Source organism: Nocardia sp. NBC_01388 (genome assembly GCF_045040085.1).
Taxonomy (GTDB): domain Bacteria; phylum Actinomycetota; class Actinomycetes; order Mycobacteriales; family Mycobacteriaceae; genus Nocardia.
In genome coordinates, this window is record NZ_CP109553.1 from 6,127,639 (window position 1) to 6,150,925 (window position 23,287).

The window sequence follows — 23,287 nt, forward strand, 5'->3', positions numbered from 1 at the left end:
TGTGGATAAAAAGCCGGGTGATCCACTGGGACATAACAGTCCGTAAATAGAGGACGACCCCAGCCGGGGGGGGGAGGAGGCTGGGGTCGTCGGGTTCAGCCCCGGGGGGTCGGGCTGAACGCTGCCTGGACTAAGTCCAGGCACCGCCAATACTACACCCAAGGCCTGGAGCGTTTGCAAGTCCGCCGGGCGAGTCTTTTTCCCGCTGCCACGGCCCCGCTTCCGACTGGCTAACTCCGGCAAGCACCGCAAAATCCCGCACCGAGCGGACCGCACCGCCCGCCCGCCGCCTCCGAAACATAAGCTGGTCGCTGTGACAGCCGAGCGCGGACGAGTCGCCGCCTTCTTCGATCTCGACAAGACGGTGATCGCGAGGTCGAGTGCCTTCGTGTTCAGCAAGCCCTTCCTGGACCAGGGCCTGCTCAGCCGACGAGCAGTATTGGAGAGCAGCTACGCGCATTTCCTGTTCCTGCTCTCCGGCGCCGACCACGATCAGATGGAGCGCATGCGGGAGAACCTGACCCGCATGTGCGCGGGCTGGGATGTGGATCAGGTGCGCTCGATCGTCGCCGAGACCCTGCACGACATCGTGGATCCGCTCATCTACGCCGAGGCGGCGGATCTCATTGCCGACCACCGCATTCGGGGCCACGATGTGGTCATCGTGTCGGCCTCCGGCGCGGAGGTGGTCGCGCCCATCGCGGTCGCGCTGGGCGCCGACCACTATGCCGCGACCCGCATGGTGGTCGAAAACAACAAGTACACAGGCGAAGTCGAGTTCTACTGCTACGGCGAGGGCAAGGTGGAGGCGATCGAAAAGCTCGCCGCCACATACGGATACGACCTGTCGCGGTGTTATGCCTACTCGGACTCGGTGACCGATCTGCCGATGCTGAGCGTCGTCGGGCATCCCACGGCGGCGAATCCGGATCGCGGTCTGCGCAAGGAGGCGGTCGCCCGCGGCTGGCCGATTCTCACCTTCTCCAATCCGGTGTCGCTGTGGGCGCGCATTCCGCAACCGTCGACGACCACCGTGGCGGCCAGTGCCGTGGTCGCCCTGAGCGCGGTGGCCGCGGGCGCGGTGAGCTACCGGCTGCTCCGCCGGCGCAGATGAGATCACACCCAGACACGCCCCAGCACAAAACGGCCGGACACGCCGGGTATTGGAAAGTTTTCTCAGCACTTGATGTGAGGGCCGTCACAGGGTAACAATGGATGCACGGAAGTAAGGAAGGCCAAGATCGGAATCGGAAGAGAAGATTCGGTCTCCCGTCCCATCCTTCCCAGCACGGACACCCGGCACCCACGCGGAGCACGCCGCGACAGGGCATGAGCGTTGTGGGCCTGCGTTATCTGCGGTCCGGTCGGTAATGGCCTCGCAAATCTGCGGGGATGATCCGCATCGGAACCCGGAGAGCTCGCCGAGGCCGGAACACAACCCGAGAAGCACGCTTGGTAACCAGGCGATCCGTGCTATGCGGGCGGTGAAGTCGCAACAGCGGCTACACCGCCCGCATTGACGTGCAGGGGGCTATCCGCTCGCCGCGTCCGCGATCGAACGGGCCTCGCGCGCACCGTCTTCGAGTGCGCCGCAGGTGAAGATCACCCAGCCGCCGACACCGTCCGCGGTGCCCATGCCGAATCCGGCGGCCGCATCGAGATAGGCCTGTCGCCTCCGCAGCCAGAAGACTTCGGGCACGCCCAGGCTGTGCGGGTCCAGCCCACTGGACGCCGCAACCAGTCGCGAGGCCGCCCGCGCGACGATCCCGTCACCGGTGCCGAAGGGCCGTAGGGACAGCAGTTCACCGTGCACGATGGCCGCGATGACGGGGGCGGGGGCCTTGCTGGTGAGCACCGTCTGCGCGAGCAGGTCGAGTCGTTCGGCTACGCCCGGAACATTGCGCGGGCGGCCCAGCTGCTGCTCGTCCTCGACCATATCGGCGGCCGCGAGCAGATGCAGTCGCGCCAGCGCCTGCAGCGGTGCCCGCTCCCACACCCCGACGAAGGTCCGCAGCGCGTCACCGTCCAGCGCCTGTCCGACGCGCAGTGCACCGGCGAGGATCGGGTCCTCCACATTGCCGTCCGCGGGCAGCTCGATGCTGCCGCCCTCGATGGCCGCCGACGAGCGCGCCGCCCGGACCGCGGCCTCGGCGGCGGTGGTCGGCCAGCCGCGTCGATTCGCCTGGTGGCGATGCACCCCGGCGAGCGCGTCCCGGGCCTTGTCGGCGGCATCTTGCACACCGGGCAGTTCGACGAGTGGCTGTAGCGGATCGGTCACGAAAGACCAGGCTACTGGCGGCCGATGTGTGACCGGCCGCAGCCTCGCCCGGGACACAGCGGTCGCCGACCGGACGGCATGGCACCGACCCGGAAGGCCCACGCTGTCGCGATCGGCGGACCGGCGGATCCAGTGCCCCCGGTGCGCCTCTCGAGTGGGCGAGCCACCGGGTGCGCGGCGAATTGCGAGTCGAGTCAGACCAGCAGGTCGCGGCCGGGGATGGCGTCCAGCAGGCGCTGGGTGTAGTCGGACTGCGGGTTGTCGAAGACCTCGGTGGTGGTGGCGGCTTCGACGACCTTGCCCTGCTGCATGACCACGACATTGTCGGCGATCTGGCGGACCACGGCGAGGTCGTGGGTGATGAAGAGGTAGGAGAGGCCGAGTTCGCCCTGGAGCTGGTTGAGCAGTTCCAGGATCTGGGCTTGGACCAGAACGTCGAGGGCGGAGACGGCTTCGTCGCAGACCACGAGTTCGGGTTCCAGGGCGAGGGCGCGCGCGATGGCTACGCGCTGCCGCTGGCCGCCGGAGAGCTCGCCCGGATAGCGGCTCGCCACACTCGACGGGAGGGCCACCAGGTCGAGCAGTTCGCTGACACGACGGTCGCGTTCTTCGCGGCTGCCGATGTGATGGGTGCGCAGCGGTTCGGCAATGGTGCGGTGAATGGAGTAGGTGGGATCGAGGGAACCGTAGGGGTTCTGGAAGATCGGCTGCACCCGCCGCCGGAAAGCCAATGGGGTGCGCTTGACGAGGTGCACAACATCATCGCCGTCGAAGGTGACGGAACCGCCGGTCGGCGCGGTCAGGCCCAGCACCATTTGGGCGACAGTGGTCTTGCCCGAACCGGATTCGCCGACCAGCGCGGTGGTGGTCCCGCGCCGCAGCCGGAACGAAACATTGTCGACGGCAACAAGTTCGGTGTGCTTCCAGGGTGCCGAACCACGGATTCGGAAACGTTTGGTGAGACCCTCCGAGACCAGGATGCAGTCCGGCAGTTCACCTTCCGCCTCGGCATCGGCGACATCCACGGCGAGTTCCCGAATCCGCGCCCGGTACTGCACCGCCGAGAGTCGTTGCGAGGCAAGGGAGGGTGCGGCATCCACCAGCCGGCGCGTGTACTCGTGCTGCGGATCGCGCAGGATCTCCAGTGCCGGACCGGATTCCACGACCTTCCCGCGATACATGACAACAAGATGTTCGGCGCGCTCGGCGGCGAGCCCCAGATCGTGGGTGATGAGCAGTACCGCGGTCCCCAATTCGCGGGTGAGACCGTCGATATGGTCGAGGATCTGCCGCTGCACGGTCACATCGAGCGCGGAGGTGGGCTCATCGGCGATGAGCAATTTCGGCCGCGCGGACAGTCCGATGGCAATGAGCGCCCGCTGCCGCATACCGCCCGAATACTCGTGCGGGTACTGGTTGATCCGCCGCTCGGCGTCCGGAATCCCGGCCTCGGCAAGCAGTTCCGCGGCGCGCTGCCGGGCGGCGCTGCCCCGGGCGATGCCATTGGCGGCGAGCGTCTCCTTGATCTGGAAGCCCACCTTCCACACCGGATCCAGATTGGACATCGGATCCTGCGGTACGAACCCGATCCCGTTGCCGCGCACCGCGACCAGTTCGCGTTCGGAGGCCTGGGTCAGGTCCTTGCCGTCGAAGCGAATGCTTCCCGATTCGACCCGCCCCGCACCGGGCAGCAGTCCGATGATGGCGTGCGCGGTGGTGGATTTCCCGGAGCCGGACTCCCCCACGATCGCCACGGTCTGGCCCGGATACACGGTCAGATCGACCCCGCGCACGGCATCGACCCGACGCTCGCCGGAGCCGAAAGCGATGTGCAGATCCCGGATTTCGAGCAGCGGCTCGCTCATCGCCGTTCCTTCGGGTCGAGCGCATCGCGCAGGGTGTCGCCGAGCATGATGAAGCCCAGAACGGTCAGGGCCAGTGCGGTCGCCGGGTAGAAGAGAATGAGCGATCCGGCGCGCAACTGCCGCTGTCCGGCGGCAATGTCCGCGCCCCAGGACACTTCGGTCGGCGGCAGTCCGACACCCAGGAACGACAGGGTGGCCTCGGTGACGATGAAGACGCCGAGCGAGATGGTGGTCACCACGATGACCGGCCCCAGCGCATTCGGGATGACGTGCCGCAGCAGAATCCGGAATCGGTTGACGCCCAAGGCCGTTGCCGCCTGGACGTAATCGCTGTTCTTGGCCGACAGCACGGAGCCGCGGGCGATGCGCGCCACCTGCGGCCAGGTGAAGGCGGCCAGAATGGCGATGACCACCCAGATGGTCCGATGCTTCGCCAGCTGCATGATGACGATGGCGGCCAGCATGAGCGGCAGTGCGTACACGATCTCGGCGAGCCGCGAGATCACCGAATCCAGCACTCCCCCATAGAATCCCGCGAGCGCGCCGACGGTGCCGCCGATGCCGAGGAACAGGATGGTGGCCCCGATGCCGGTGAGTACGGAGGCGCGGGCGCCGTAGATGGTGCGCGCGTAGATATCGCAGCCCTGCAGGTCGTAGCCGAACCAGTGATCGTGATTGGGCGGCGCGAGGCTGAAATCGACGACGCAGTAGCGCGGATTCTGCCCGGTGAACAGCCCCGGGAACGCCGCGACCAGCAGTACCAGCACGATCAGGGCCACCGCCACCAGGAACAGCGGTTTGCGCCGCAGTTCCCGCCAGGCCGAGCCCCAGAATCCGGCGGGCGCGCCGACCACCTCGACCTTGTCGGTGACGACGACTTCGACTTCGTCGGGCGGTGCGACCCAGCGCTGCTGTCCGGGTCGCGGATCAGCCTGCGGCGCAGGTGTTTCGGACATCTCACGCTCCTCAGGCATAGCGGATCCGAGGGTCGAGGACCGCGTAGAGCAGGTCCACGATCAGGTTGGAGAGCAGGAAGATCACGATGAGCGCGGTCACGAACGACACCACCGTGGGCGCTTCACCGCGCACCACCGCCTGGTAGAGGGTGCCGCCGACGCCGGGGATATTGAAGATGCCCTCGGTGACGATCGCGCCGCCCATGAGCGCCCCGAGATCGGCGCCCAGGAAGGTCACCACCGGGATGAGCGAGTTCCGCAGAATGTGCACGACCACCACGCGCCGGCGCGGCAGTCCCTTGGCGGTGGCGGTGCGCACGAAATCGGCGGCCTTGTTCTCCGCCACCGAGTTCCGGGTCAGCCGCAGCACATACGCGAAGGACAGCGAGCCCAGCACCAGCGCCGGCATGATGAGCCGCGAGAAGCTCACATCGGAGCCGACGGTGACCGGCGCGATATGCCAGGTCACCCCGAACAGGAACTGGGCGAGGAACCCGATCACGAAGATCGGCACGGCAATGACGATGAGGCTGACCACCAGCATGGTGGAGTCGAACCAGCCGCCCTTGCGCAGTCCGGCGATGACGCCGAATCCGACGCCGAAGACGGCCTCGAACAGCACCGCCAGGATCGCCAGCCGGAAGGTGATCGGGAAGGCGTGCGCCAGCACCTCTTTCACCGGCCGCCCGGAATAGGACGTGCCGAAGTCGAGAGTGAAGATCCCCTTCAGATAGTGCAGGTACTGCCACCAGAACGAATGATCGAGCCCGTACTGCGCCTTGAGCTGCGCTTCCAGGGCGGGCGTGAGCGTGCGCTGTCCGGCCAGCGCGGCGACGGATCCGCCGGTGACCTTCCAGATCAGGAAGTAGATGAGCAGCGTGGCCCCGAAGAACACCGGGATCATCTGCAGCAGTCGCCGCGCTGTGTACCAGGCCATGCGCTTACCTCCCTACCGCAGCACGCGAAAAACTCTGCGGCGCCGCTCATTTCAGTTCGATGTTCTCGAAGTCGGGCAGGCCGTTCCAGGTCTGGACGACCTTGGTGACGCGTTTGGAGTACCCGGCGGCATTGACGTAGTCGAAGATCGGGATGACCGGCAGATCGTGCAGCAGCACCTGCTGCGCCTGCCCGACCAGCTGCCAGGACGCCTGCTCATCCGGCGCCGCCTCGGCCGCCGCGATCAGGGCGTCGAACCGCGGATTGCGATAGTCCGAGTCATTGGAATCGGAGGTGGACAGGAATGACGGCTCCAGGAACTGCAGCATGGTCGGATAGTCGCCCTGCCAGCCGTACCGGAACGCCTTGCCGATGGTGCGGTGCACCACCTGATCGCGCAGCTGTTTGAAGGTCGGATAGGGCGCGCCGACAGCGTCGATGCCGAGAGTGTTGCGAATGCTGTTGGCCAGCGCGTCGATCCAGGACTGGTGACCGCCGTCGGAGTTGTAGGCGATCTCGAATTTCCCGCTCCAGGGCGCGATGTCGTTGGCCTGCGCCCACACTCGCCGGGCCTGGTCCGGGTTGTACTGCAGCACTTCGGAACCGGGCAGTGTGCCATTGAACCCCGGCAGATCCTGCGAGGTGAAGTCGCGCGCCGGAACCCGGGTGCCGTGGAAGATCTTCTGCCCGATCTGGGCGCGGTCGACGGCCATGGAGATGGCCTCCCGGCGCAGCCTGCCCTCCTCACCGGTGAAGTGGGCCAGGTTGCCCTGCATGCCGATCCACTGATTCTGCGCGGTCGGCGCCTCGATGGCGCGGTCGCCGAGATCCTTCTTGTACACCGGGAGCGCACTGTCGGGCACGGTGTCGAGCACATCCAGATTGTCGGCCAGCAGATCCGAGTAGGCGGCGTCGAAGTTGGAGTAGAACACGAAGGTCAGGCCCGTGTTGCGGGGCGGCCGGCCACCCTTGTAGCTCTCGTTCGGCACCAGGCTCAACTGCACGTCGTGCTGCCAGGCATCGCCGTTCGCGAAGCGGTAGGGCCCGTTCCCGATCGGATGCTGGCCGAACGCCTTCATATCGCGGAAGGCGGACGCGGGCAGTGGATAGAACGGCGCGTACGCGAGCCGGGTGCGGAAGTCGATGGTCGGCGCGGTGAGGTCCACGGTGAAGGTCAGATCGTCGAGCACCTTCAGCCCCGACATGGTCTGTGCGCGTGGCGGATCCGCCTGCACATCGGCGAATCCGACGATCGGGCCGTAGGTGTAGCTCTGCAGCTGGGCATTGGTGACCAGAGCGCCGAAATTCCAGGCGTCCACGAAAGAGTGTGCGGTGACCGGTGTTCCGTCGCTGAAGGTCCAGCCCGGCTGCAACCGGATCCGATAGTGCTGCTGATCGGTGGTGTCGATGGACTGCGCGACCTCGTCGTGCAGGGCGCCGCCGGCGTCGATATAGCGCAACCCCGCGAACAGCCGGTCCACGATCCGGCCGCCGCCGTTCTCATTGGTATTGGACGGAATCAGCGGATTCTGCGGCTCGGTGCCGTTCACCGCGATCATGTCGCCGTACACCGGGGTGACCGTGCACCCGGACAGCAGCGCGGCGAGCAGCGCGAACACCGCTATCAGAATGGCGGTCGCCCGGCGGGCCGCCGCGTTCGTCAGGTCCACCGGCACCCCGTTCGATCCATGAATACCACGATCACGATTCGGTCATGAGAACCCTGCAAAGTTAGGTGCAGACCCTAGCCGCCGGCGGGGCTTTCCGCAGGGAGAGCGCGCCGTCAGGACGGAAATCGGCGTATCCGCCGAGTGGGACCGATCGTGGCTGCCGGGCCCCGCGCAGGTCACAGTCGGTTAGGGTCGAACGTGGCCGCGGTCACCCCGTGACCTGTACGCGCGAGAGAAGAAGAGAGAGATGACCGAAACCACCGCCGACCATCCGGATGCGTATCCACCGAGCGCTGACTTCGCCGCCTCCGCGAACGCCGATGCCTCTCTCTACGACCGAGCCGCGGCGGACCGCGAGGGCTTCTGGGCCGAGCAGGCGCAGCGATTGCACTGGGAACAGCCGTGGACTCGCGTCCTGGACTGGGACGACGCACCCTTCGCCCGCTGGTTCGTCGACGGCAAGCTGAACGTCGCCTACAACTGCGTGGACCGGCACGTGCTCGACGGGCACGGCGACCAGGTCGCCATCCACTGGGAGGGCGAGCCCGGCGATTCCCGCGACCTCACCTACGCCGATCTGCTGGCCGAGGTGTCCCGCGCCGCCAACTACCTGACCTCGCTGGGCCTGGTGGCCGGTGACCGCGTCGCCATCTACATGCCGATGGTCCCCGAGGCCATCGTGTCCATGCTGGCGTGTGCGCGCCTGGGCCTGACCCATTCGGTGGTCTTCGCCGGCTTCTCCCCCACCGCACTGCGCCAGCGCGCCGACGACGCCGCGGCCCGCCTGATCATCACCACCGACGGCCAGTGGCGGCGCGGTAAGCCCGCACCGCTCAAGAACGCCGTGGACGAGGCTCTCGCAGAAGGTGATTCGAGCGTCGAGCATGTGCTGGTCGTGAACCGCACCGGCATCGACACCCCGATGGTGCAGGGCCGCGACGTGTGGTGGCACGAGACCGTCGCAAACGCCTCGCCCGAGCACGAGGCGCAGGCCTTCGATGCCGAGCACCCGCTGTTCATCCTCTACACCTCCGGCACCACCGGCAAGCCCAAGGGCATTCTGCACACCACCGGCGGCTACCTGACGCAGACCTCGTACACCCACAACTACGTGTTCGACCACAAGCCGGGCAACGATGTGTACTGGTGCACAGCCGATATCGGCTGGGTGACCGGGCACTCGTACATCGTCTACGGGCCGCTGTCCAACCGCGCCACCCAGGTCGTCTACGAGGGCACCCCGAATTTCCCCGATGAGCACCGGCACTGGCAGATCATCGAAAAATACGGCGTCACAATCTATTACACCGCGCCCACGCTGGTGCGCACGTTCATGAAGTGGGGTCGCGAGATCCCCGAATCGCACGATCTGTCGAGCCTGCGACTGCTCGGTTCCGTGGGTGAGCCGATCAATCCGGAGGCCTGGCGCTGGTACCGGGAAGTGGTGGGCGCCAACAAGACTCCCATCGTGGACACCTGGTGGCAGACCGAGACCGGTTCCATTATGATCTCCCCGCTGCCCGGCGTCACCGCCGCCAAACCCGGCGCCGCCATGACTCCGCTGCCGGGCATCTCCTCGAAGGTCGTCGACGAGGAGGGCAAGCCGGTCGTACTCGGCGAAACCGAGGCGAACGGCTACCTGGTGCTCGATGCGCCGTGGCCGTCCATGCTGCGCGGCATCTGGGGCGACAACGAGCGCTACAAGGAGACCTACTGGGCGCGCTACGGCGACCAGGGCTGGTACTTCGCCGGCGACGGCGCCAAGCTGGACAAGGACGGCGACCTGTGGGTCCTGGGCCGCGTCGATGACGTCATGAATGTCTCCGGCCACCGCATCTCCACCGCCGAGGTGGAATCGGCGCTGGTCGGGCACTCCGGCGTCGCCGAGGCCGCGGTTGTCGGCGCGTCGGACGAGACCACCGGTCAGGGCATCGTCGCCTTCGTCATTCTGACCGCCGAGGCCACCGGCACCGGCGCGGATCTGGTGGCCGAGCTCAAGGCCGAGGTCTCTCGCGAGATCTCCCCCATCGCCCGCCCCCGCGAGATCCACGTGGTCCCGGAACTGCCCAAAACCCGCTCGGGCAAGATCATGCGCCGCCTCCTCCGCGACGTCGCCGAGGGCCGCGAACTCGGCGACACCTCAACCCTGGTGGACCCCAACGTCTTCGAGGCCATCCGCGCCGGCAAGTCGTAGCCCGCAACAGGCAGTACGTACAGCGCACTGGTAAAGCGCACTCGTACAACGCATTCGGCCCCCGCGACCAGCCATCGCGGGGGCCGACGCATTCCCCACCCCCTGACCGCGCTCCGGCCCGACCACATTGCCCGGCTCGTACTGTGTCGCCCAGCTCCTACCCTGTCGCGCGACGACCGAGCATGTCCTGCGGTGAACTCCTACCTCTGTGCCCGGCAGCCCCACAGCCGTGCGCCGCTCCGGCTCGCGTAGCCGATGTCATGACACCGCCTTGCCCGCTGCCGAATCCCGATCGCGGCGTATTCACCGTGCGCTGTGCACGGCAGGTGCTACAACGTTGCGCGCCCATCGCAGACCTCCAGCGCAAGCATGAAATTCGCGTTCGGAGGGATGCGACATTCGCGGACACGCGCTCCCGCCGGGGCGTGTTGCCACTGCTCAGGGTGCACCCAGCGCAACCCTGTCGGATTTGCGAGGTGCTACCCGTTAGGATTGCGTAAGGTGCGCCGGGAAGTCTGGTCGGCATGCGGTTTGCGTCGATCACGTCCGGTGGAGTCGCACGCCGCTCGTTCAGTCGACCGTCCGGCCCGAAAGGTTCACCTTTGACCTCCCAGATGCGTTCCGAACTCGCCCGCTATCTACGGACCGAAACCTTCGGTGGCGCACTGCTTCTCATTGCGGCGGCGACCGCGGTGCTGTGGGTCAACTCGCCGTGGGGCGCGAGCTATACGACGATGATCGACGCTCATCTCGACATCCCCGCACTGCATCTGAACCTCACCCTGGCCGACTGGACCAAGGACGGTCTGCTCGCCGTCTTCTTCTTCGTCGCCGGACTGGAACTCAAACGCGAACTCGTGGTCGGCGAACTCGCCGACCCGAAACGCGCGACGCTGCCCATTCTCGCGGCCGTCGGCGGTGTTGTCGTGCCCGCCCTGATCGCGGTCGGCATCGGCTGGGGCGTAGACGGTATGGACCGCGGCTGGGCGGTGCCCGTCGCCACCGATATCGCCTTCGCGCTGGCCGTGCTCGCGCTCACCGGCTCCCGTATCCCCGCCGGCGCCCGCGTCTTCCTGCTGAGTCTCGCGGTGGTGGACGATCTCATCGCCATCATCCTGATCGCCGTCCTGTTCACCACCACGCTCAAAATGCTGTGGCTGCTGCTCGCCATCGCGTGCTGCGCGGTCTGGGCGCTGAGCCAGTGGAAGCGGATCGGCACCCCGTTCCTCTACATCCCGCTGGCCCTGCTGGCCTGGTACTCGCTGCACGAGGCGGGCATCCATCCGACCCTGGCCGGTGTGGCCCTCGGCCTGCTCACCCGGGTCCGCCCCGACGCGGACGAGGACGAGCACTGCGTCCCCGCCGCCAAGCTCGAGCACTTCTTCCAGCCCATCTCCGCCATCCTGTGCGTACCACTGTTCGCGCTCTTCGCCTCGGGGGTGCCGCTGGATACGAAGGTGTTCTCGCAGCTGTTCACCGACCGCGTGTCGCTGGCCATCATCGCCGGTCTGCTGGTGGGTAAAACGGTCGGCATCTTCGGGTTCTCTTGGCTCGCGGTACGTCTCGGCATCGCCCAGCGACCCGACGATCTCGGTTATCGGGACATGTTCGCCCTGTCGGTACTGGGTGCGATCGGGTTCACCGTTAGCCTCTTGGTGGCAGAACTCGCACTCACGGACGTCGGCGACGGCGCGGAGGTCGAACTGGCGAAAGCAGCGGTGTTGCTGACGTCATTGGCGGCTTCCCTGCTGGGTTCGGCGCTACTGTTGCGTCGTGGCCGCGCCCATCAGGCGCGCCGTGACGAGCGGGAACTGCTAGGACAAGAGTGACTTCGCCGGGCAGTTCCGGGACATGGAGAAGGGTCGAGCAATTGAGCTTCACACAGGGCGGTAACGGGCGGGACGGGAACCGCACCCGCACCATCACCTCGATTCCGCTGTCCGATGTCGATACTCACGAATCGGCGAGCATCGGCAGTCTGGTCCGCGATGCGACCGAGCAGATGTCGACACTGGTGCGGGCCGAGGTGGCACTCGCCAAGGCCGAGGTGACCGGTGAGGTCAAGAAGGGCCTGCAGGGCAGCGTCTTCTTCATCGGGGCGCTGACCGTACTGCTGTTCAGCTCGTTCTTCTTTTTCTTCTTCCTGGCCGAGCTGCTGGACGTGTGGGTCTACCGCTGGCTGGCGTTCCTCATCGTCTTCCTGCTGATGCTGGTGACGACGGGTCTGCTCGCCCTCTTCGGTTATCTCAAGGTGCGCAAGCTGCGCGCGCCGGAGAAGACCATCGAATCGCTGAAGGAGGCGAAGACCCTGTTGCCCAGTGGCTTCGGGGCCGCTTCCGAGAATTCGGTCGACGCCACGACCGAACTCGGCAGGCACCGCGCCTAGTCGGTCGATTACGCTCCCGGCGTGTCGTCGAATTCGCCCCCGGACCCGTCCACCGTCCGCTACGACGGACCGTGGACCCATCGGGATGTGCATGCCAACGGCATTCGCTTCCATGTCGTAGAGGCCGATCCGGCCGTGAGCGGGTCGTCGGCCTACGGCGACCCGGATACGCCGCTGGTGGTGCTGCTGCACAGCTTCGGCGACTTCTGGTGGTCGTGGCGGCATCAACTGACCGGGCTGGCCGCGCGCGGCTACCGGGCCGTCGCCGTGGATCTGCGCGGTTACGGTGACAGCGACAAACCGCCGCGCGGCTACGACGGCTGGACGCTCGCCGGTGATATCGCCGGCCTGATCCGCGCCCTCGGGCATACCGAGGCCACCCTCGTCGGCCATGCCGAAGGCGGTCTGGTGTGCTGGGCCACCGCGGTCCTGCACCCGCGCCTGGTGACCTCCATCGGACTGGTCAGCTCACCGCATCCGGCGGCGCTCAAGAGCTCCATCCTGCGGGATCGCAAGCAGCGCAAGCAGTGGCTGCCGGACTTCCTGCGGTATCAGCTGCCGCGTATTCCGGAGAACCTGCTCACCGCCGACGACGGCGCCGAGGTGGAACGCCTGCTGCGGCAGCGGGCCGGTGAACACTGGTCCGCCACTCCCGAATTCGCGGACACCGCCCAGCGCATGCGCCTGGCCATCCGGATTCCGGGTGTGGCGCACTGTGCCCTGGAATACCAGCGCTGGGCCTTCCGCAGCCAGTGGCGGCCCGACGGCGCGCGTTTCATGCAGACCATGCGGGAGCCGGTGCGCATCCCGGTGCTGTCGCTCTACGGCGATCGCGACCGGTACATCCTGGCAAGCACCATCCGGCGCGGGCAAGAGCTGTCCCCCGATCGGCGCGTGGTGGCCATCCCGGACGCGGGTCACTATGCGCACCAGGAGAATCCGGAGGCGGTCACCGCCGAGCTCGCCAAACTCCTGAGCTGAAGCCCCTTTTCACGACTGTGCCCCCATGACCTCGTCATGGGGGCACAGTCGTTCACACCATCGTCAGCTCAGGACGCAGTTGCTGGTTCCGACCGGGGCCGAAACCCCTGCCGCCTGTTCCACTTCCGGGCGCACCTCGTCGAGGGTCAGCACGTAGCCGGTGTCATCGTCGGTGACGGCCGCACCGAAGACCACGCCGAGGATATTGCCGTCGGTATCCACCAGCGGACCTCCGGAGTTGCCCGGCTGCACCTTGCCGCGCACCGTGTACACCTCGCGCTGCACATTGTTGTCGCGATAGATGTTCGGGCCCTTCAGATCCAGGGTCTCGCGCACGCGGGCGGCGCTGGCGGTGTAACGACCGCCGCCCGGATAGCCGAGCACGATGGCGCTCTCACCGGAATTGGCGGCCTTCGGAGCCAGCGGAATCACCGGCGCGGTCAGCCCCGGCACCGCGAGGATGGCCACATCCTTGGACGGATCGAACAGCACCACACTGGCGGTGAGCGGGCCGCGCGCGGTATCCACGCTGACACTCGCGGTGCCCGCGACCACGTGCGCATTCGTCATGATGCGCTCGGGCGCGACCACGAAGCCCGAACCCTCCAGCTGCCGTTGGCAACTCGGCGCGATACCGCGCACCCGCAGCACACTGCCCTGCAGCGACTGCGCGACCGGCAGCTGCAGCACGCTCGGATCGGGCGGCTCCACCGCGGCGATCGGCACCCGGCCGAACGGGCCGATCACATCCGGCAGCCCGGAGGTGTTCAGCAGATTCGAGAACTCGTTCGGCACCCGGCGCAGCCAGTCCGGCGCGACCCGGTCCACATTGACCAGCACCTGAGAGTTCTTGACGGCGGCCGCGATTCCCGGCTGCGACGAGTTCGCGAGCGGCAGCGCCAGCAGCCACGCGGTGGCCAGCACGGCCGCCATCTGCAGGCCCGCGCCCACCACGCTGTCCAGGCTGCGGGTGAACGGATCACGCATACCGCCGCGCGCGGCGCGGCCGAGCACCATGCCCGCCACCTCGCCGATGATCACCAGCACGACGATCAGCAGCACGCCGACGATCACCCGCGAACGACCCTCACTCAGATGAATGAGGATGTGCGGCGCGATCAGAATGCCCGCGACCGCGCCCAGCACCACGCCTAGGAAGGCCAGCGCGGAGGCGACCGCACCCTGCCGCCACCCGGAGGTGGCCGCGAGCAGCGCCAAAATCACGATTCCGAGGTCGAGCCAGGCCGAGGAGCTCATAACGTCATCCCTACCGCGGCCAAGGAGGCCTGCAGATCACGCACATCGTGATGGTCCCATTCATGTTCCCAGCCGGACACCGCTAGTAGCCCGGCCAGCACGCCCGCGGTGAATCCCCACACCAGCATCCCGTCCACCGAGAAGGCCGGGCCCATGTACCCGAGCGGATGCCGCACCACGAACCGGTTGGCGGGATCGATGAGATCCGCGACCGGCACCCGCACCACGCGCGATGCCTCGGTCTCACTCACCACACCCACCTCGCCGGGCGTGCGCCAGTAGGCCACGATCGGCGTCACATCGAACCGCGAGGGCGGTACGAAAATCTTGGGGAGCACCCGGATCGGCTCCACACTCTGCGGGTCCAGGCCGGTTTCCTCCTGGGCCTCCCGCAGCGCGGTACTGATTGGGCCGGTGTCCTGCGGCTCCACCCCGCCACCGGGGAAGGCCACCTGGCCGCTGTGCTGCCGCAGAGTCGCGGCGCGCTGGGTGAGCAGCACATCCGCATCCGCGGGCAGACCGCCCCGCGCCTGCGGATCGGACTGCACCGACCCGCCGAACAGCACCAGCACCGAGGCATCCCGCGAACGCACCGCGGCGGAGACGAAGCGGCGCATGGTGGTTCGGCTCAACACCGGATTGGTCCCGGTGGGATCCTCCGGGTCGTGTTCCGCGACACCACGCAACCATTCCGGTACCGAGCCCGCAGGCACCTCGAGTCTCATGCCCACACTCCCGAACCTGCGATAGCAATACCGGCAATCATGCAGCAGCACACGAAATTCCGGCGCAGCCCTGGACCGACGCAGATCGTAACGGCCGCGCGGCCGGGCCGCACCGGCAACGCACCGATCGATACCCCGTGACTCACAACACCACTTCCGGGCCGGCTCCGCTCATGCCTGCACACCCAGTTCGGCGGCGACGGTGGCGGAGATGTCGTCGACGCTCTTGAACGGGCGGATGATCAGCTTGGCGACGGTCCCGTCGGCCCGGAGCAGAACGGAGATCGGCAGCACCGCGGGAGCACCGACCGCAGTGCGCACCCTGGTATCCGGATCCTCCACGCCGGGCAGGTGAACACCCAGCCCGGTCAGCCGGGAAAGCCCCTTCGACGTGCCGGGATCACTGTGCACGGTGAGCACGGTGACCGCACCGGCGGCCCGATCCGAGAACTGTTGCAGCAGCGGCAGTTCCTCCGCGCACGGGCCACACCAGTAGGCCCACAGATTGAGCAGCGCCGGTTTTCCGGCCAGCGCGACGGTCAGATCGACCGGGCGGCCATCGGCGAGACAGTTCAGCGTGAGCCCACGCAGCGGTCCTTCGGCCACCGGCGCTCCGGTGGGGTTGGGGCAATCAGCGAGAGCCGCCTGCGCGCGATCCGCCGCAGCGACGGGATTGCCCGCCGGAACCGGCGCACCGCCGCTCGACGTGTCACCACCGCTCGAACAAGACGCCGCCGCCAGCGCGAGTACAGCAATCACCGCGGCCAGGACACCTCGGCGCCGGACCTGCCGACGGCCGCGAGCAGGCTGGCCGACCTCACTTGAACCATGCGGTCCAAGGCTGTTCCGATACCGCTCGAACCGGCTGTGCCCGACAAGCCCGTACCGGTCAAGGCTGTCTCCGCCGTGCCGTTCGAGCGCGTTCCGGCTGTGCCGATCGAGGACGATCGAGCCGTGCCCACGATGCACGTCCGCAGCCGGGGCCGTGCCCTGGGGAACGCCGTGCTTGCCGGAAGGCGCAGCCCTCACAGGCCGACCAGTTCGAGTAGATGTTCGGTTTCCGGCCCCTTGATCAGGGCCGCGGCGGTGGCCGGGACGGTCGGGCCGACACCGTACGAGGGGCAGTCCTTGGCCAGGATGCAGGCGCCGCACGCCGGCTTGCGGGCATGGCAGACGCGCCGGCCGTGAAAGATCACCCGGTGCGAGAGCATGGTCCACTCTTTGCGCTCGATGAGGTCGCCGACGATGTGCTCGACCTTCACCGGATCCTCTTCGTCGGTCCACCCCCAGCGGCGGACGAGCCGGCCGAAGTGGGTGTCGACAGTGATTCCGGGCACACCGAAGGCATTGCCGAGAATGACATTGGCGGTCTTGCGCCCGATGCCCGGCAGCTCCACCAGCTGCTTCAGCGTGTGCGGCAGTTCCCCGTCGTAGCGCTCGACCAGGCCCTGCCCCAGGCCGATGAGCGAACTGGTCTTGTTGCGATAGAAGCCGGTGGGCCGGATGTACTCCTCCAGCTCGGCTCGATTGGCCTCGGCGTAATCGCGGGCGCTGCGGTACCTGGCGAACAGCGCCGGCGTGGTCAGGTTGACCCGCACGTCCGTGCACTGGGCGGAAAGGATTGTGGCCACGGCCAATTCGAGGGGCGTGGTGAAGTCGAGTTCGCAGTGCGCGTCCGGGAAGGCCTCCGCGAGCGTGCGATTCATGCGCCGGGCGCGCCGCACCAGACCGGTGCGCGTCTCCTTGGAACGTGATTTCGCTTTCCCGCCAGCGGGCACAGCTGCGCCGCGAGCCGGGGCCGCCACGCCCGAAACGGGTGTCGCTTTGCCGGTTTTCGGCGCTTTGTCGCCCGCACTCGGCGCCGCCTTCTCGCTGGTGGGCACGGCAGTACCGCCCGATTCGGCCCCATTTGCGGCCGCGCTGGATGTGGAGACACGCACCCGTCCACCTTACGGAACCAGCCTGCCGCGACAACCGGGCTGAGTGGACGCCGTGTTCCATCTGAGACCTTCGCCGTGTTTACTCCTCCCTATGCAAGGACTCGCTGTGGTGCTGTTTCCGATAGCGCTGATGCTGTTCGCACTGGTGATGGAACGGGTCGAGAACAGGCTGCGCAAGCTGCTCGAACCGGACCCTGAGGTTCAGCAGTACTTGGATCGAGCGACGAATGCCGAGGTCAGTGACCTCACCAAGCTGGGCTTGCCCGCTGCCGCCGCCCGCCCGCGGCGCGCCCGGACGGCCGCCAAGGGTATGGACGTCGCGCAGGCCAGTTGAGCCGCTTCGCCGTGCCGTTCGCCGTGTTCGACACGGGTGCGGAAAATCGCACCGATCAGCACGGATTTCGATCTCCTGTGGGTTGCCGATACTGGCGTGTCGCGAAATTGCAGCTAGCGTGTCGCGAGACCGTCCGTGCGTGTCGCGTAATCGGACTCCGCGTGTCGGAGAATGAGCGTGCTGCGTGGTGTCTATCACTACCCGGACGTATTGCAAAGTAGACTGCACTGTCGGCCGAATGCTTCGGTCCAGAACAGAGCCATTTCCCATAAGGAGCACATTCGTGGACGAGGCCCTCGCCAGAGCAGGCATCTTCCAAGGCGTCGAGCCCACCGCGGTGGCGGCTCTCGCCAAACAACTTCAGCCCGTGGACTTTCCGCGCGGTCATGTCATCTTCAACGAGGGTGAACCGGGAGACCGGCTCTACATCATTACCTCCGGCAAGGTGAAGATCGGCCGACGTTCCCCTGATGGTCGCGAGAATCTGCTGACGATCATGGGCCCGTCGGACATGTTCGGCGAGCTGTCGATCTTCGACCCGGGTCCGCGCACCTCGACGGCCACCACCGTCACCGAGGTTCGCGCGGTCACCATGGATCGGGACGCGCTCAAGGCGTGGATCGATCAGCGCCCGGAGATCGCCGAGCAGTTGCTGCGGGTGCTTGCCCGCCGCCTGCGCCGCACCAACAACAACCTGGCCGATCTCATCTTCACCGATGTGCCCGGTCGTGTTGCCAAGGCGCTGCTGCAGCTGGCTCAGCGTTTCGGGACCCAGGAAGCGGGCGCGCTGCGCGTGACCCACGACCTGACCCAGGAGGAGATCGCCCAGCTGGTCGGAGCTTCCCGCGAAACCGTGAACAAGGCCCTGGCCGACTTCGCGCACCGCGGCTGGCTGCGACTGGAGGGCAAGAGCGTCCTCATCTCCGACTCGGAGCGCCTGGCCCGCCGCGCGCGGTAGGGCTCCCTCGCCGCTCCCCCGCCTCCCCGGGACTTTTGCCGGTCGTCGGGTGCGGGGAGATTGGCGTTGCGGACCGGCGGTCAGCGACGGTGGCGGAGTTTTGGGGTGACTGGGGAGTTACCCCGACCTCGCGAAAGCAATCCCCAAGCTCTGCACAAGGGAACAGAGACTCGTAAGGACCGGGTCGTCACTGACAGTGACGACCCGGTCCTTACGTGTGTTCGAACGGACTACTTCTCGGCGCGCAGATAGGCCAGTTGGGCATTGACCGAGCTGTGGGCAGCGGGCCAGAGGCGCTTGTCCACATCTGCGTAAACCTTGGCGACGATCTGCAGGGCCTTCGCATTCGGGCCCAGCTCCGCGAGAGCCGCGCGAACCTGGTTCAGGCGCTCCTCGCGGTGCTTGATGTAGAAGTTGATGACCGGAAGCGCATCGACGTGGTCGGGGCCGTGTGCGGGCAGCAGTACTCGCGCCGGGGCCGCCTCGGCGAGCCGCTTCAAGGACTCGAGGTAGTCGGCAAGCGCGCCGTCGCGGGATTCGAGCACCGTGGTGCCGAAACCGAGCACGGTGTCGCCGGTGAGCAGCGCGGCATCACCGTCGTCGGGGCCGTCGAGCAGGAAGCTCACCGAATCCTGGGTGTGCCCGGGCGTTGCCAGCACGGTGATCCGCAGCCCTGCTGCCTCGATGACCTCACCGTCCGTCAGAACAACTTCCGAGCCGTGCAGGAATTCGGGATCCACGGCACGCACCGGCGTTCCGGTCGCCTTGACCAGACGGCCGATGCCGCCGGTGTGATCGTGGTGATGGTGCGTGATGAGGGTGAGCGCGATATTGCCGCCGGTCTCGCGCACGATCGCCTCGGTGTGCTTGCGATCCTTGGGACCGGGGTCCACCACGATGTAGTCCGCGCTGCGCGGCGCGCGCAGCAGCCAGGTGTTGGTGCCCTGCAACGTCATTCCGCTGGGATTGTCGGCCAGCAGAACGGCGGCGGACGGAGTCACTTGCCGTAATTGCTCATATGCGGGGTGAGTGAGCGTCATATCACTTCCTAACCGAATCCCCTCCGTCCCACCACTATTCACCTCGCCGCGATTCCATCCCTCACCCGCCCCGAGTTCGCGGCCCGCCCGGTTCTGGACTGAGCGGAGCGATGCCGCGAAGCGGAGGGAGGGAACCGGGTAACAGGGCCGCGAACCCGCCGGAGCGAAGCGAAGGCAAATTAGACGGAGCGAACTTCCGCGATGAGTTCGACCTCGACGGGGGTGTTCTTCGGCAGTTCGGAGACGCCGACAGCGGAGCGCGCGTGCACGCCCGCATCGCCGAAGACCTCGCCGAGGAACTCCGACGCGCCGTTGATGACCAGCGGCTGATCGCTGTAACCCGGTGCGGAGGCGACGAATCCGACGACCTTCACGATCCGCACCACATTGTCGAGCCCGACCAGATCATGCACGGCGGCAAGCGCATTGAGCGCGCACAGCTGTGCGGCCTCGGCGGCCTGCGCGGTGGAGATCTCCGCGCCGACCTTGCCGGTGACCGTCAGCTGCCCGTTCACGAACGGCAGCTGACCGGAGGTGTAGACGAGATTGCCGGTGCGCACGGCCGGGATGTACGCGGCCACGGGTGCGGCCACGGCAGGCACGGTGAGCCCGAGCTTTTCGAGGTTCTCCGCCCAGGCGGTGGCGGCGGCCATCAGTTCTTCGGTCGCTTCAGGTAGGCGACGTGCTGTTCACCGGTCGGGCCGGGCAGCACGGAGACGAGTTCCCAGCCATCGGAACCCCACTGGTCCAGGATTGCCTTGGTGGCGTGCGTCAGCAGCGGCACGGTCGCGTACTCCCAGGCGGTCAGATCACTCATGTCGTGAGATTAGCCCCGGACCACGACGTCCCATACTCCGGACCCTGCTCTGGCGCACCCGATATCGGGAAAGCAAAGATTTCAGAGTGGTGTATCAGACAGTTGGTGTCTCTTCTGGGCATGAACCAGGAACGAGTTATAGGCTCGCGAGCGTGGGAGTACCGATAGCAGTGCCCGTTTCGGTTGAGCCGGGGGTCGAAGCAGGTTGGCCGGAGCGGGCAGACAAAGCCCGTCTGCATTACGTATCCGGAAAGGGCGGCACCGGGAAATCCACGGTCGCGGCCGCATTGGCACTGGCACTCGCGGCGGGGGGCCGCCGCGTACTGCTGGTCGAGGTCGAGGGCAGGCAGTCCATCGCCCAGCTCTTCGATCTGCCGCCGTTGCCGCCCACCGAGACTCGCATCGCCGCCGCGGACGGTGGCGGTGAAGTGCTGGCGCTGGCCCTGGATGTGGAGCACGCCTTCCTCGAGTACCTCGACATGTTCTACAACCTCGGCTTCGCGGGCCGGGCCATGCGCCGGGTCGGCGCCATCGAATTCGTCACCACCATCGCGCCGGGCCTGCGGGACGTCATCCTCACCGGCAAGATCAAAGAGTGCGCGGTGCGGGTCGACAAGAGCACCGGCAAGCCGGCGTACGACGAAATCGTCATCGATGCCCCGCCGACCGGCCGCATCGCCAGCTTCCTGGACGTGACCCAGGCCATGGCCGAAATCGCCGGCGGCGGCCCGATTGCCTCGCAGGCCGAGAGCGTCTCGAAGCTGCTGCACTCGCCCCAGACGATGATCCACCTGGTCACCCTGCTGGAGGCGCTGCCGGTCCAGGAGACCGCCGACGCACTCGCCGAGCTGAAGGCCAATGACCTCAATGTCGGCACGGTCATCGTGAACCGCGCCAGCGAGGGCTTCCTGCCCAAGCCCCTGCGCGAGCGGGCCGCCGCGGGCGACCTCGACACCGACGCCCTGCGCGCCGGCCTGGCCGAGGCCGGAATCACCCTGTCGGAGGCCGACTTCCAGGGTCTGGTCGCCGAAACCGTGGAGCATTCCGCCCGCCTGCACGCCCAGGACGAGAACGCCGCCGATCTCGCGAAGGTCGATATCTCGCGGCTGTACCTGCCGTCGCTCGCCGACGGCATGGACCTGGGCGGGCTCTACGAGCTGGCCGAACACTTGACCGCACAGGGAGTTCGCTGACCATGATCGTTCCGGCCACCACCGTCCCCCTGAATATTTCCAAGCTGATCGCCGACCCGTCCGCACGAATTGTGGTGTGCTGCGGTTCCGGTGGCGTCGGCAAGACCACCACGGCCGCGGCCATCGCACTGCGGGCGGCCGAGGCGGGCCGCAAGGTCGTGGTGCTGACCATCGACCCGGCGCGCCGGCTGGCGCAGTCGCTGGGCGTCAGCGACCTCGGAAACACCCCGCAGAAGGTCGAATTGGGCGACGGCGTCAAGGGCGAGCTGTTCGCCATGATGCTGAATATGCGCCGCACCTTCGACGATATGGTGCTCGAGCACACCAGCCCGGAGAAGGCGGAGCAGATTTTCGCCAATCCGATCTATCAGACCGTCGCGTCCTCCTTCGGCGGCACCTCGGAGTACATGGCCATGGAGAAGCTGGGCCAGCTGGCGAGCAAGCGCGAGTGGGACCTCATCGTGGTCGACACTCCGCCTTCGCGGAACGCCCTCGACTTCCTCGACGCGCCGAAGCGTCTCGGCAATTTTCTGAACGGGAAAATGATCCGCGTGATCATGGCCCCGGGCCGCGGGGTGGGCAAACTGGTGGCCGGCGCGATGAGTCTGGCGCTGCGTGGCGTGTCGACCATTGTGGGCGGTCAGCTGCTCAAGGACGCCTCGCTATTCCTGCAGTCGCTGGAATCGATGTTCGGCGGCTTCCAGGATCGCGCGGATCGCACCTACGCCATGCTGTCGCGGCCGGGCACGCACTTCATCGTGGTGGCGGCGGCCGAACCGGACGCGCTGCGCGAGGCGTCGTTCTTCGTGGACCGGCTCTCGACGGACAAGATGCCCCTGGCCGGTCTGGTGCTCAACCGCACGCATCCGGTACTGCTGACCTCGCTGTCGGCCGAGCAGGCCCAGGTGGCCGCGGATCGGCTGGCTCCGGCGGCCGCGGTGAATGGCGCATCTGAGACACCGGCGGCTTTGGCCGCGGCGGTCCTGCGCATTCACGCCCAGCGGGCGACCACCGCCAAGCGGGAACAGCACCTGCTGCAACGGTTCACCGGCGCGCATCCGAGCGTGCCGATCGCGGCCGTGACGGCACTGCCGTTCGAGGTCGCGGATGTCGAGGCGCTACGGGCCGTGGGCAATGAGCTGGCCGAGGCCGGCGATAAGCGTTCGGCCTGAGCCGAACGCGATGATCGCGCAACCCCCCTGATCAGCACCGGAGGATTTGCCTGTTCTGCCCGTTATTACCCCGGACACGGATCGAGCCCGCAGTTGCGGGCTCGGTCCGTTCTGCTTATGGGGGATCAGGACTACATAGCTACTTTCTGCGTCCGCTGGACCTGGAAGAAGTCGGCCCAGGATGTCACCTCGGGGTGCTGCTTGAGCAGCGCTCGGCGCTGCCGCTCGGTCATGCCGCCCCACACACCGAACTCCACACGGTTGTCCAGGGCATCGGCCCCGCACTCCATCAGTACCGGGCAGTGCCGGCAGATGGTTGCCGCTTTGCGCTGCGCTGCGCCACGCACGAACAGCTGATCGGGATCTACTTCCTTGCATCGGGCCTGGGAAACCCAGGCGATTCTCGCTTCGGCCTGCTCCACGTCCAATCGAGCAATCGGGGTAGTCATGTGCATTTGGTATGCCCCTTTGCAGTCCGAACACCGGGTCACGGCGCTCCAGAATCGCGTGTACAAAGCGCAGCTACCCAACCCCACTGCGTTCTGCACCACATTCCACTTTGAGTGTTAGCTCTATCACACTGGG

At 67.0% G+C, this 23,287-nt stretch carries 22 protein-coding genes; 9 read left to right on the forward strand and 13 right to left on the reverse strand.

Annotated elements, in window-relative coordinates; all coding sequences use genetic code 11:
- The first annotated feature begins 304 nt into the window (after positions 1-304).
- Positions 305-1,114 (forward strand): HAD-IB family hydrolase, encoded by an 810-nt coding sequence (locus OG716_RS29610; RefSeq protein WP_327146363.1) that lies wholly within the window; start codon positions 305-307, stop codon positions 1,112-1,114.
- 417 nt (positions 1,115-1,531) lie between these two features.
- Here the strand turns inward: OG716_RS29610 and OG716_RS29615 are convergent, their stop codons facing one another.
- From OG716_RS29615 to OG716_RS29635, 5 genes are all read right to left on the reverse strand, one after another.
- Positions 1,532-2,278 (reverse strand): oxidoreductase, encoded by a 747-nt coding sequence (locus tag OG716_RS29615; protein WP_405133825.1) that lies wholly within the window; start codon positions 2,276-2,278, stop codon positions 1,532-1,534.
- Between the two features lie 194 nt (positions 2,279-2,472).
- Positions 2,473-4,143, reverse strand: a complete 1,671-nt coding sequence (locus OG716_RS29620) for a dipeptide ABC transporter ATP-binding protein (RefSeq protein ID WP_405133826.1) — start codon at positions 4,141-4,143, stop codon at positions 2,473-2,475.
- The gene (locus tag OG716_RS29625; protein WP_405133827.1) at positions 4,140-5,099 is read right to left on the reverse strand and encodes an ABC transporter permease; all 960 of its coding nucleotides are present in this window, start codon (positions 5,097-5,099) and stop codon (positions 4,140-4,142) included. Before OG716_RS29625 ends, OG716_RS29620 begins: the two co-directional genes overlap by 4 nt.
- 10 nt (positions 5,100-5,109) lie before the next feature.
- Complete coding sequence (locus OG716_RS29630) at positions 5,110-6,036, reverse strand: ABC transporter permease (RefSeq protein ID WP_405133828.1); 927 nt, start codon at positions 6,034-6,036, stop codon at positions 5,110-5,112.
- Between the two features lie 46 nt (positions 6,037-6,082).
- Positions 6,083-7,594 carry an ABC transporter substrate-binding protein gene (locus OG716_RS29635; protein WP_405139992.1) on the reverse strand — a complete coding sequence of 504 codons (1,512 nt, stop codon included), beginning with the start codon at positions 7,592-7,594 and terminating at the stop codon, positions 6,083-6,085.
- Positions 7,595-7,952: 358 nt separating this feature from the next.
- On the opposite strand from OG716_RS29635, the gene acs reads away from it, so the two are divergent.
- The 4 genes from acs to OG716_RS29655 all read left to right on the forward strand — a co-directional run bounded on the left by acs (position 7,953) and on the right by OG716_RS29655 (position 13,266).
- Complete coding sequence (gene acs, locus OG716_RS29640) at positions 7,953-9,899, forward strand: acetate--CoA ligase (protein WP_405133829.1); 1,947 nt, start codon at positions 7,953-7,955, stop codon at positions 9,897-9,899.
- A 602-nt stretch (positions 9,900-10,501) separates the two neighbouring features.
- Positions 10,502-11,728: a Na+/H+ antiporter NhaA gene (gene nhaA, locus OG716_RS29645; protein WP_405133830.1), complete on the forward strand. Its 1,227-nt coding sequence runs from the start codon at positions 10,502-10,504 to the stop codon at positions 11,726-11,728.
- Between the two features lie 41 nt (positions 11,729-11,769).
- Positions 11,770-12,285, forward strand: coding sequence for a phage holin family protein (locus tag OG716_RS29650; protein WP_327143293.1), 516 nt, complete (start codon positions 11,770-11,772; stop codon positions 12,283-12,285).
- A 21-nt stretch (positions 12,286-12,306) separates the two neighbouring features.
- Positions 12,307-13,266: an alpha/beta fold hydrolase gene (locus OG716_RS29655; protein WP_405133831.1), complete on the forward strand. Its 960-nt coding sequence runs from the start codon at positions 12,307-12,309 to the stop codon at positions 13,264-13,266.
- A gap of 63 nt (positions 13,267-13,329) precedes the next feature.
- Here OG716_RS29655 and OG716_RS29660 read toward each other — a convergent pair whose 3' ends face one another.
- The 4 genes from OG716_RS29660 to nth all read right to left on the reverse strand — a co-directional run bounded on the left by OG716_RS29660 (position 13,330) and on the right by nth (position 17,053).
- Positions 13,330-14,523, reverse strand: coding sequence for a MarP family serine protease (locus OG716_RS29660; protein WP_405133832.1), 1,194 nt, complete (start codon positions 14,521-14,523; stop codon positions 13,330-13,332).
- On the reverse strand, positions 14,520-15,248 hold the full coding sequence (locus tag OG716_RS29665) for an NUDIX hydrolase (protein ID WP_405133834.1): 729 nt from the start codon (positions 15,246-15,248) through the stop codon (positions 14,520-14,522). The genes OG716_RS29660 and OG716_RS29665 overlap by 4 nt, the downstream gene beginning before the upstream one ends.
- A gap of 171 nt (positions 15,249-15,419) precedes the next feature.
- Positions 15,420-16,016, reverse strand: a complete 597-nt coding sequence (locus OG716_RS29670) for a TlpA family protein disulfide reductase (protein ID WP_405139994.1) — start codon at positions 16,014-16,016, stop codon at positions 15,420-15,422.
- A 257-nt stretch (positions 16,017-16,273) separates the two neighbouring features.
- Positions 16,274-17,053 (reverse strand): endonuclease III, encoded by a 780-nt coding sequence (gene nth, locus OG716_RS29675; protein ID WP_405139996.1) that lies wholly within the window; start codon positions 17,051-17,053, stop codon positions 16,274-16,276.
- Positions 17,054-17,279: 226 nt separating this feature from the next.
- Here nth and OG716_RS29680 point away from each other — a divergent pair, with 226 nt between their 5' ends.
- Both OG716_RS29680 and OG716_RS29685 read left to right on the forward strand, forming a co-directional pair.
- Positions 17,280-17,522: a hypothetical protein gene (locus tag OG716_RS29680; RefSeq protein WP_327143288.1), complete on the forward strand. Its 243-nt coding sequence runs from the start codon at positions 17,280-17,282 to the stop codon at positions 17,520-17,522.
- A 283-nt stretch (positions 17,523-17,805) separates the two neighbouring features.
- On the forward strand, positions 17,806-18,480 hold the full coding sequence (locus OG716_RS29685; RefSeq protein WP_019044571.1) for a Crp/Fnr family transcriptional regulator: 675 nt from the start codon (positions 17,806-17,808) through the stop codon (positions 18,478-18,480).
- A 230-nt stretch (positions 18,481-18,710) separates the two neighbouring features.
- Here OG716_RS29685 and OG716_RS29690 read toward each other — a convergent pair whose 3' ends face one another.
- The 3 genes from OG716_RS29690 to OG716_RS29700 form a co-directional block, all read right to left on the reverse strand.
- Positions 18,711-19,520 carry an MBL fold metallo-hydrolase gene (locus tag OG716_RS29690; RefSeq protein ID WP_405133835.1) on the reverse strand — a complete coding sequence of 270 codons (810 nt, stop codon included), beginning with the start codon at positions 19,518-19,520 and terminating at the stop codon, positions 18,711-18,713.
- A 179-nt stretch (positions 19,521-19,699) separates the two neighbouring features.
- A complete protein-coding gene (locus tag OG716_RS29695; RefSeq protein WP_405133836.1) occupies positions 19,700-20,173 on the reverse strand; it encodes a RidA family protein in 474 nt (157 codons plus the stop codon).
- Positions 20,173-20,337, reverse strand: a complete 165-nt coding sequence (locus OG716_RS29700; protein ID WP_297628122.1) for a DUF4177 domain-containing protein — start codon at positions 20,335-20,337, stop codon at positions 20,173-20,175. The genes OG716_RS29695 and OG716_RS29700 overlap by 1 nt, the downstream gene beginning before the upstream one ends.
- A 170-nt stretch (positions 20,338-20,507) precedes the next feature.
- Here OG716_RS29700 and OG716_RS29705 point away from each other — a divergent pair, with 170 nt between their 5' ends.
- On the forward strand, positions 20,508-21,530 hold the full coding sequence (locus OG716_RS29705) for an ArsA-related P-loop ATPase (RefSeq protein WP_405133837.1): 1,023 nt from the start codon (positions 20,508-20,510) through the stop codon (positions 21,528-21,530).
- 2 nt (positions 21,531-21,532) lie between these two features.
- Positions 21,533-22,702, forward strand: coding sequence for an ArsA family ATPase (locus tag OG716_RS29710; protein ID WP_355130078.1), 1,170 nt, complete (start codon positions 21,533-21,535; stop codon positions 22,700-22,702).
- Positions 22,703-22,833: 131 nt separating this feature from the next.
- Here the strand turns inward: OG716_RS29710 and OG716_RS29715 are convergent, their stop codons facing one another.
- Positions 22,834-23,157: a WhiB family transcriptional regulator gene (locus OG716_RS29715; protein ID WP_297628127.1), complete on the reverse strand. Its 324-nt coding sequence runs from the start codon at positions 23,155-23,157 to the stop codon at positions 22,834-22,836.
- Positions 23,158-23,287: the final 130 nt, after the last annotated feature.

Excerpts from the sequence above, each read along its gene's own strand:
- OG716_RS29710 (WP_355130078.1), top strand. The coding sequence starts at position 21,533 with ATGATCGTTCCGGCCACCACCGTCCCCCTGAATATTTCCAAGCTGATC.
- OG716_RS29665 (WP_405133834.1), bottom strand. The coding sequence starts at position 15,248 with ATGAGACTCGAGGTGCCTGCGGGCTCGGTACCGGAATGGTTGCGTGGT.
- OG716_RS29715 (WP_297628127.1), bottom strand. The coding sequence starts at position 23,157 with ATGCACATGACTACCCCGATTGCTCGATTGGACGTGGAGCAGGCCGAA.
- OG716_RS29630 (WP_405133828.1), bottom strand. The coding sequence starts at position 6,036 with ATGGCCTGGTACACAGCGCGGCGACTGCTGCAGATGATCCCGGTGTTC.
- OG716_RS29620 (WP_405133826.1), bottom strand. The coding sequence starts at position 4,143 with ATGAGCGAGCCGCTGCTCGAAATCCGGGATCTGCACATCGCTTTCGGC.
- acs (WP_405133829.1), top strand. The coding sequence starts at position 7,953 with ATGACCGAAACCACCGCCGACCATCCGGATGCGTATCCACCGAGCGCT.
- OG716_RS29625 (WP_405133827.1), bottom strand. The coding sequence starts at position 5,099 with ATGTCCGAAACACCTGCGCCGCAGGCTGATCCGCGACCCGGACAGCAG.
- OG716_RS29660 (WP_405133832.1), bottom strand. The coding sequence starts at position 14,523 with ATGAGCTCCTCGGCCTGGCTCGACCTCGGAATCGTGATTTTGGCGCTG.
- OG716_RS29690 (WP_405133835.1), bottom strand. The coding sequence starts at position 19,520 with ATGACGCTCACTCACCCCGCATATGAGCAATTACGGCAAGTGACTCCG.
- OG716_RS29695 (WP_405133836.1), bottom strand. The coding sequence starts at position 20,173 with ATGGCCGCCGCCACCGCCTGGGCGGAGAACCTCGAAAAGCTCGGGCTC.
- OG716_RS29635 (WP_405139992.1), bottom strand. The coding sequence starts at position 7,594 with ATGATCGCGGTGAACGGCACCGAGCCGCAGAATCCGCTGATTCCGTCC.
- OG716_RS29700 (WP_297628122.1), bottom strand. The coding sequence starts at position 20,337 with ATGAGTGATCTGACCGCCTGGGAGTACGCGACCGTGCCGCTGCTGACG.
- OG716_RS29680 (WP_327143288.1), top strand. The coding sequence starts at position 17,280 with ATGCAAGGACTCGCTGTGGTGCTGTTTCCGATAGCGCTGATGCTGTTC.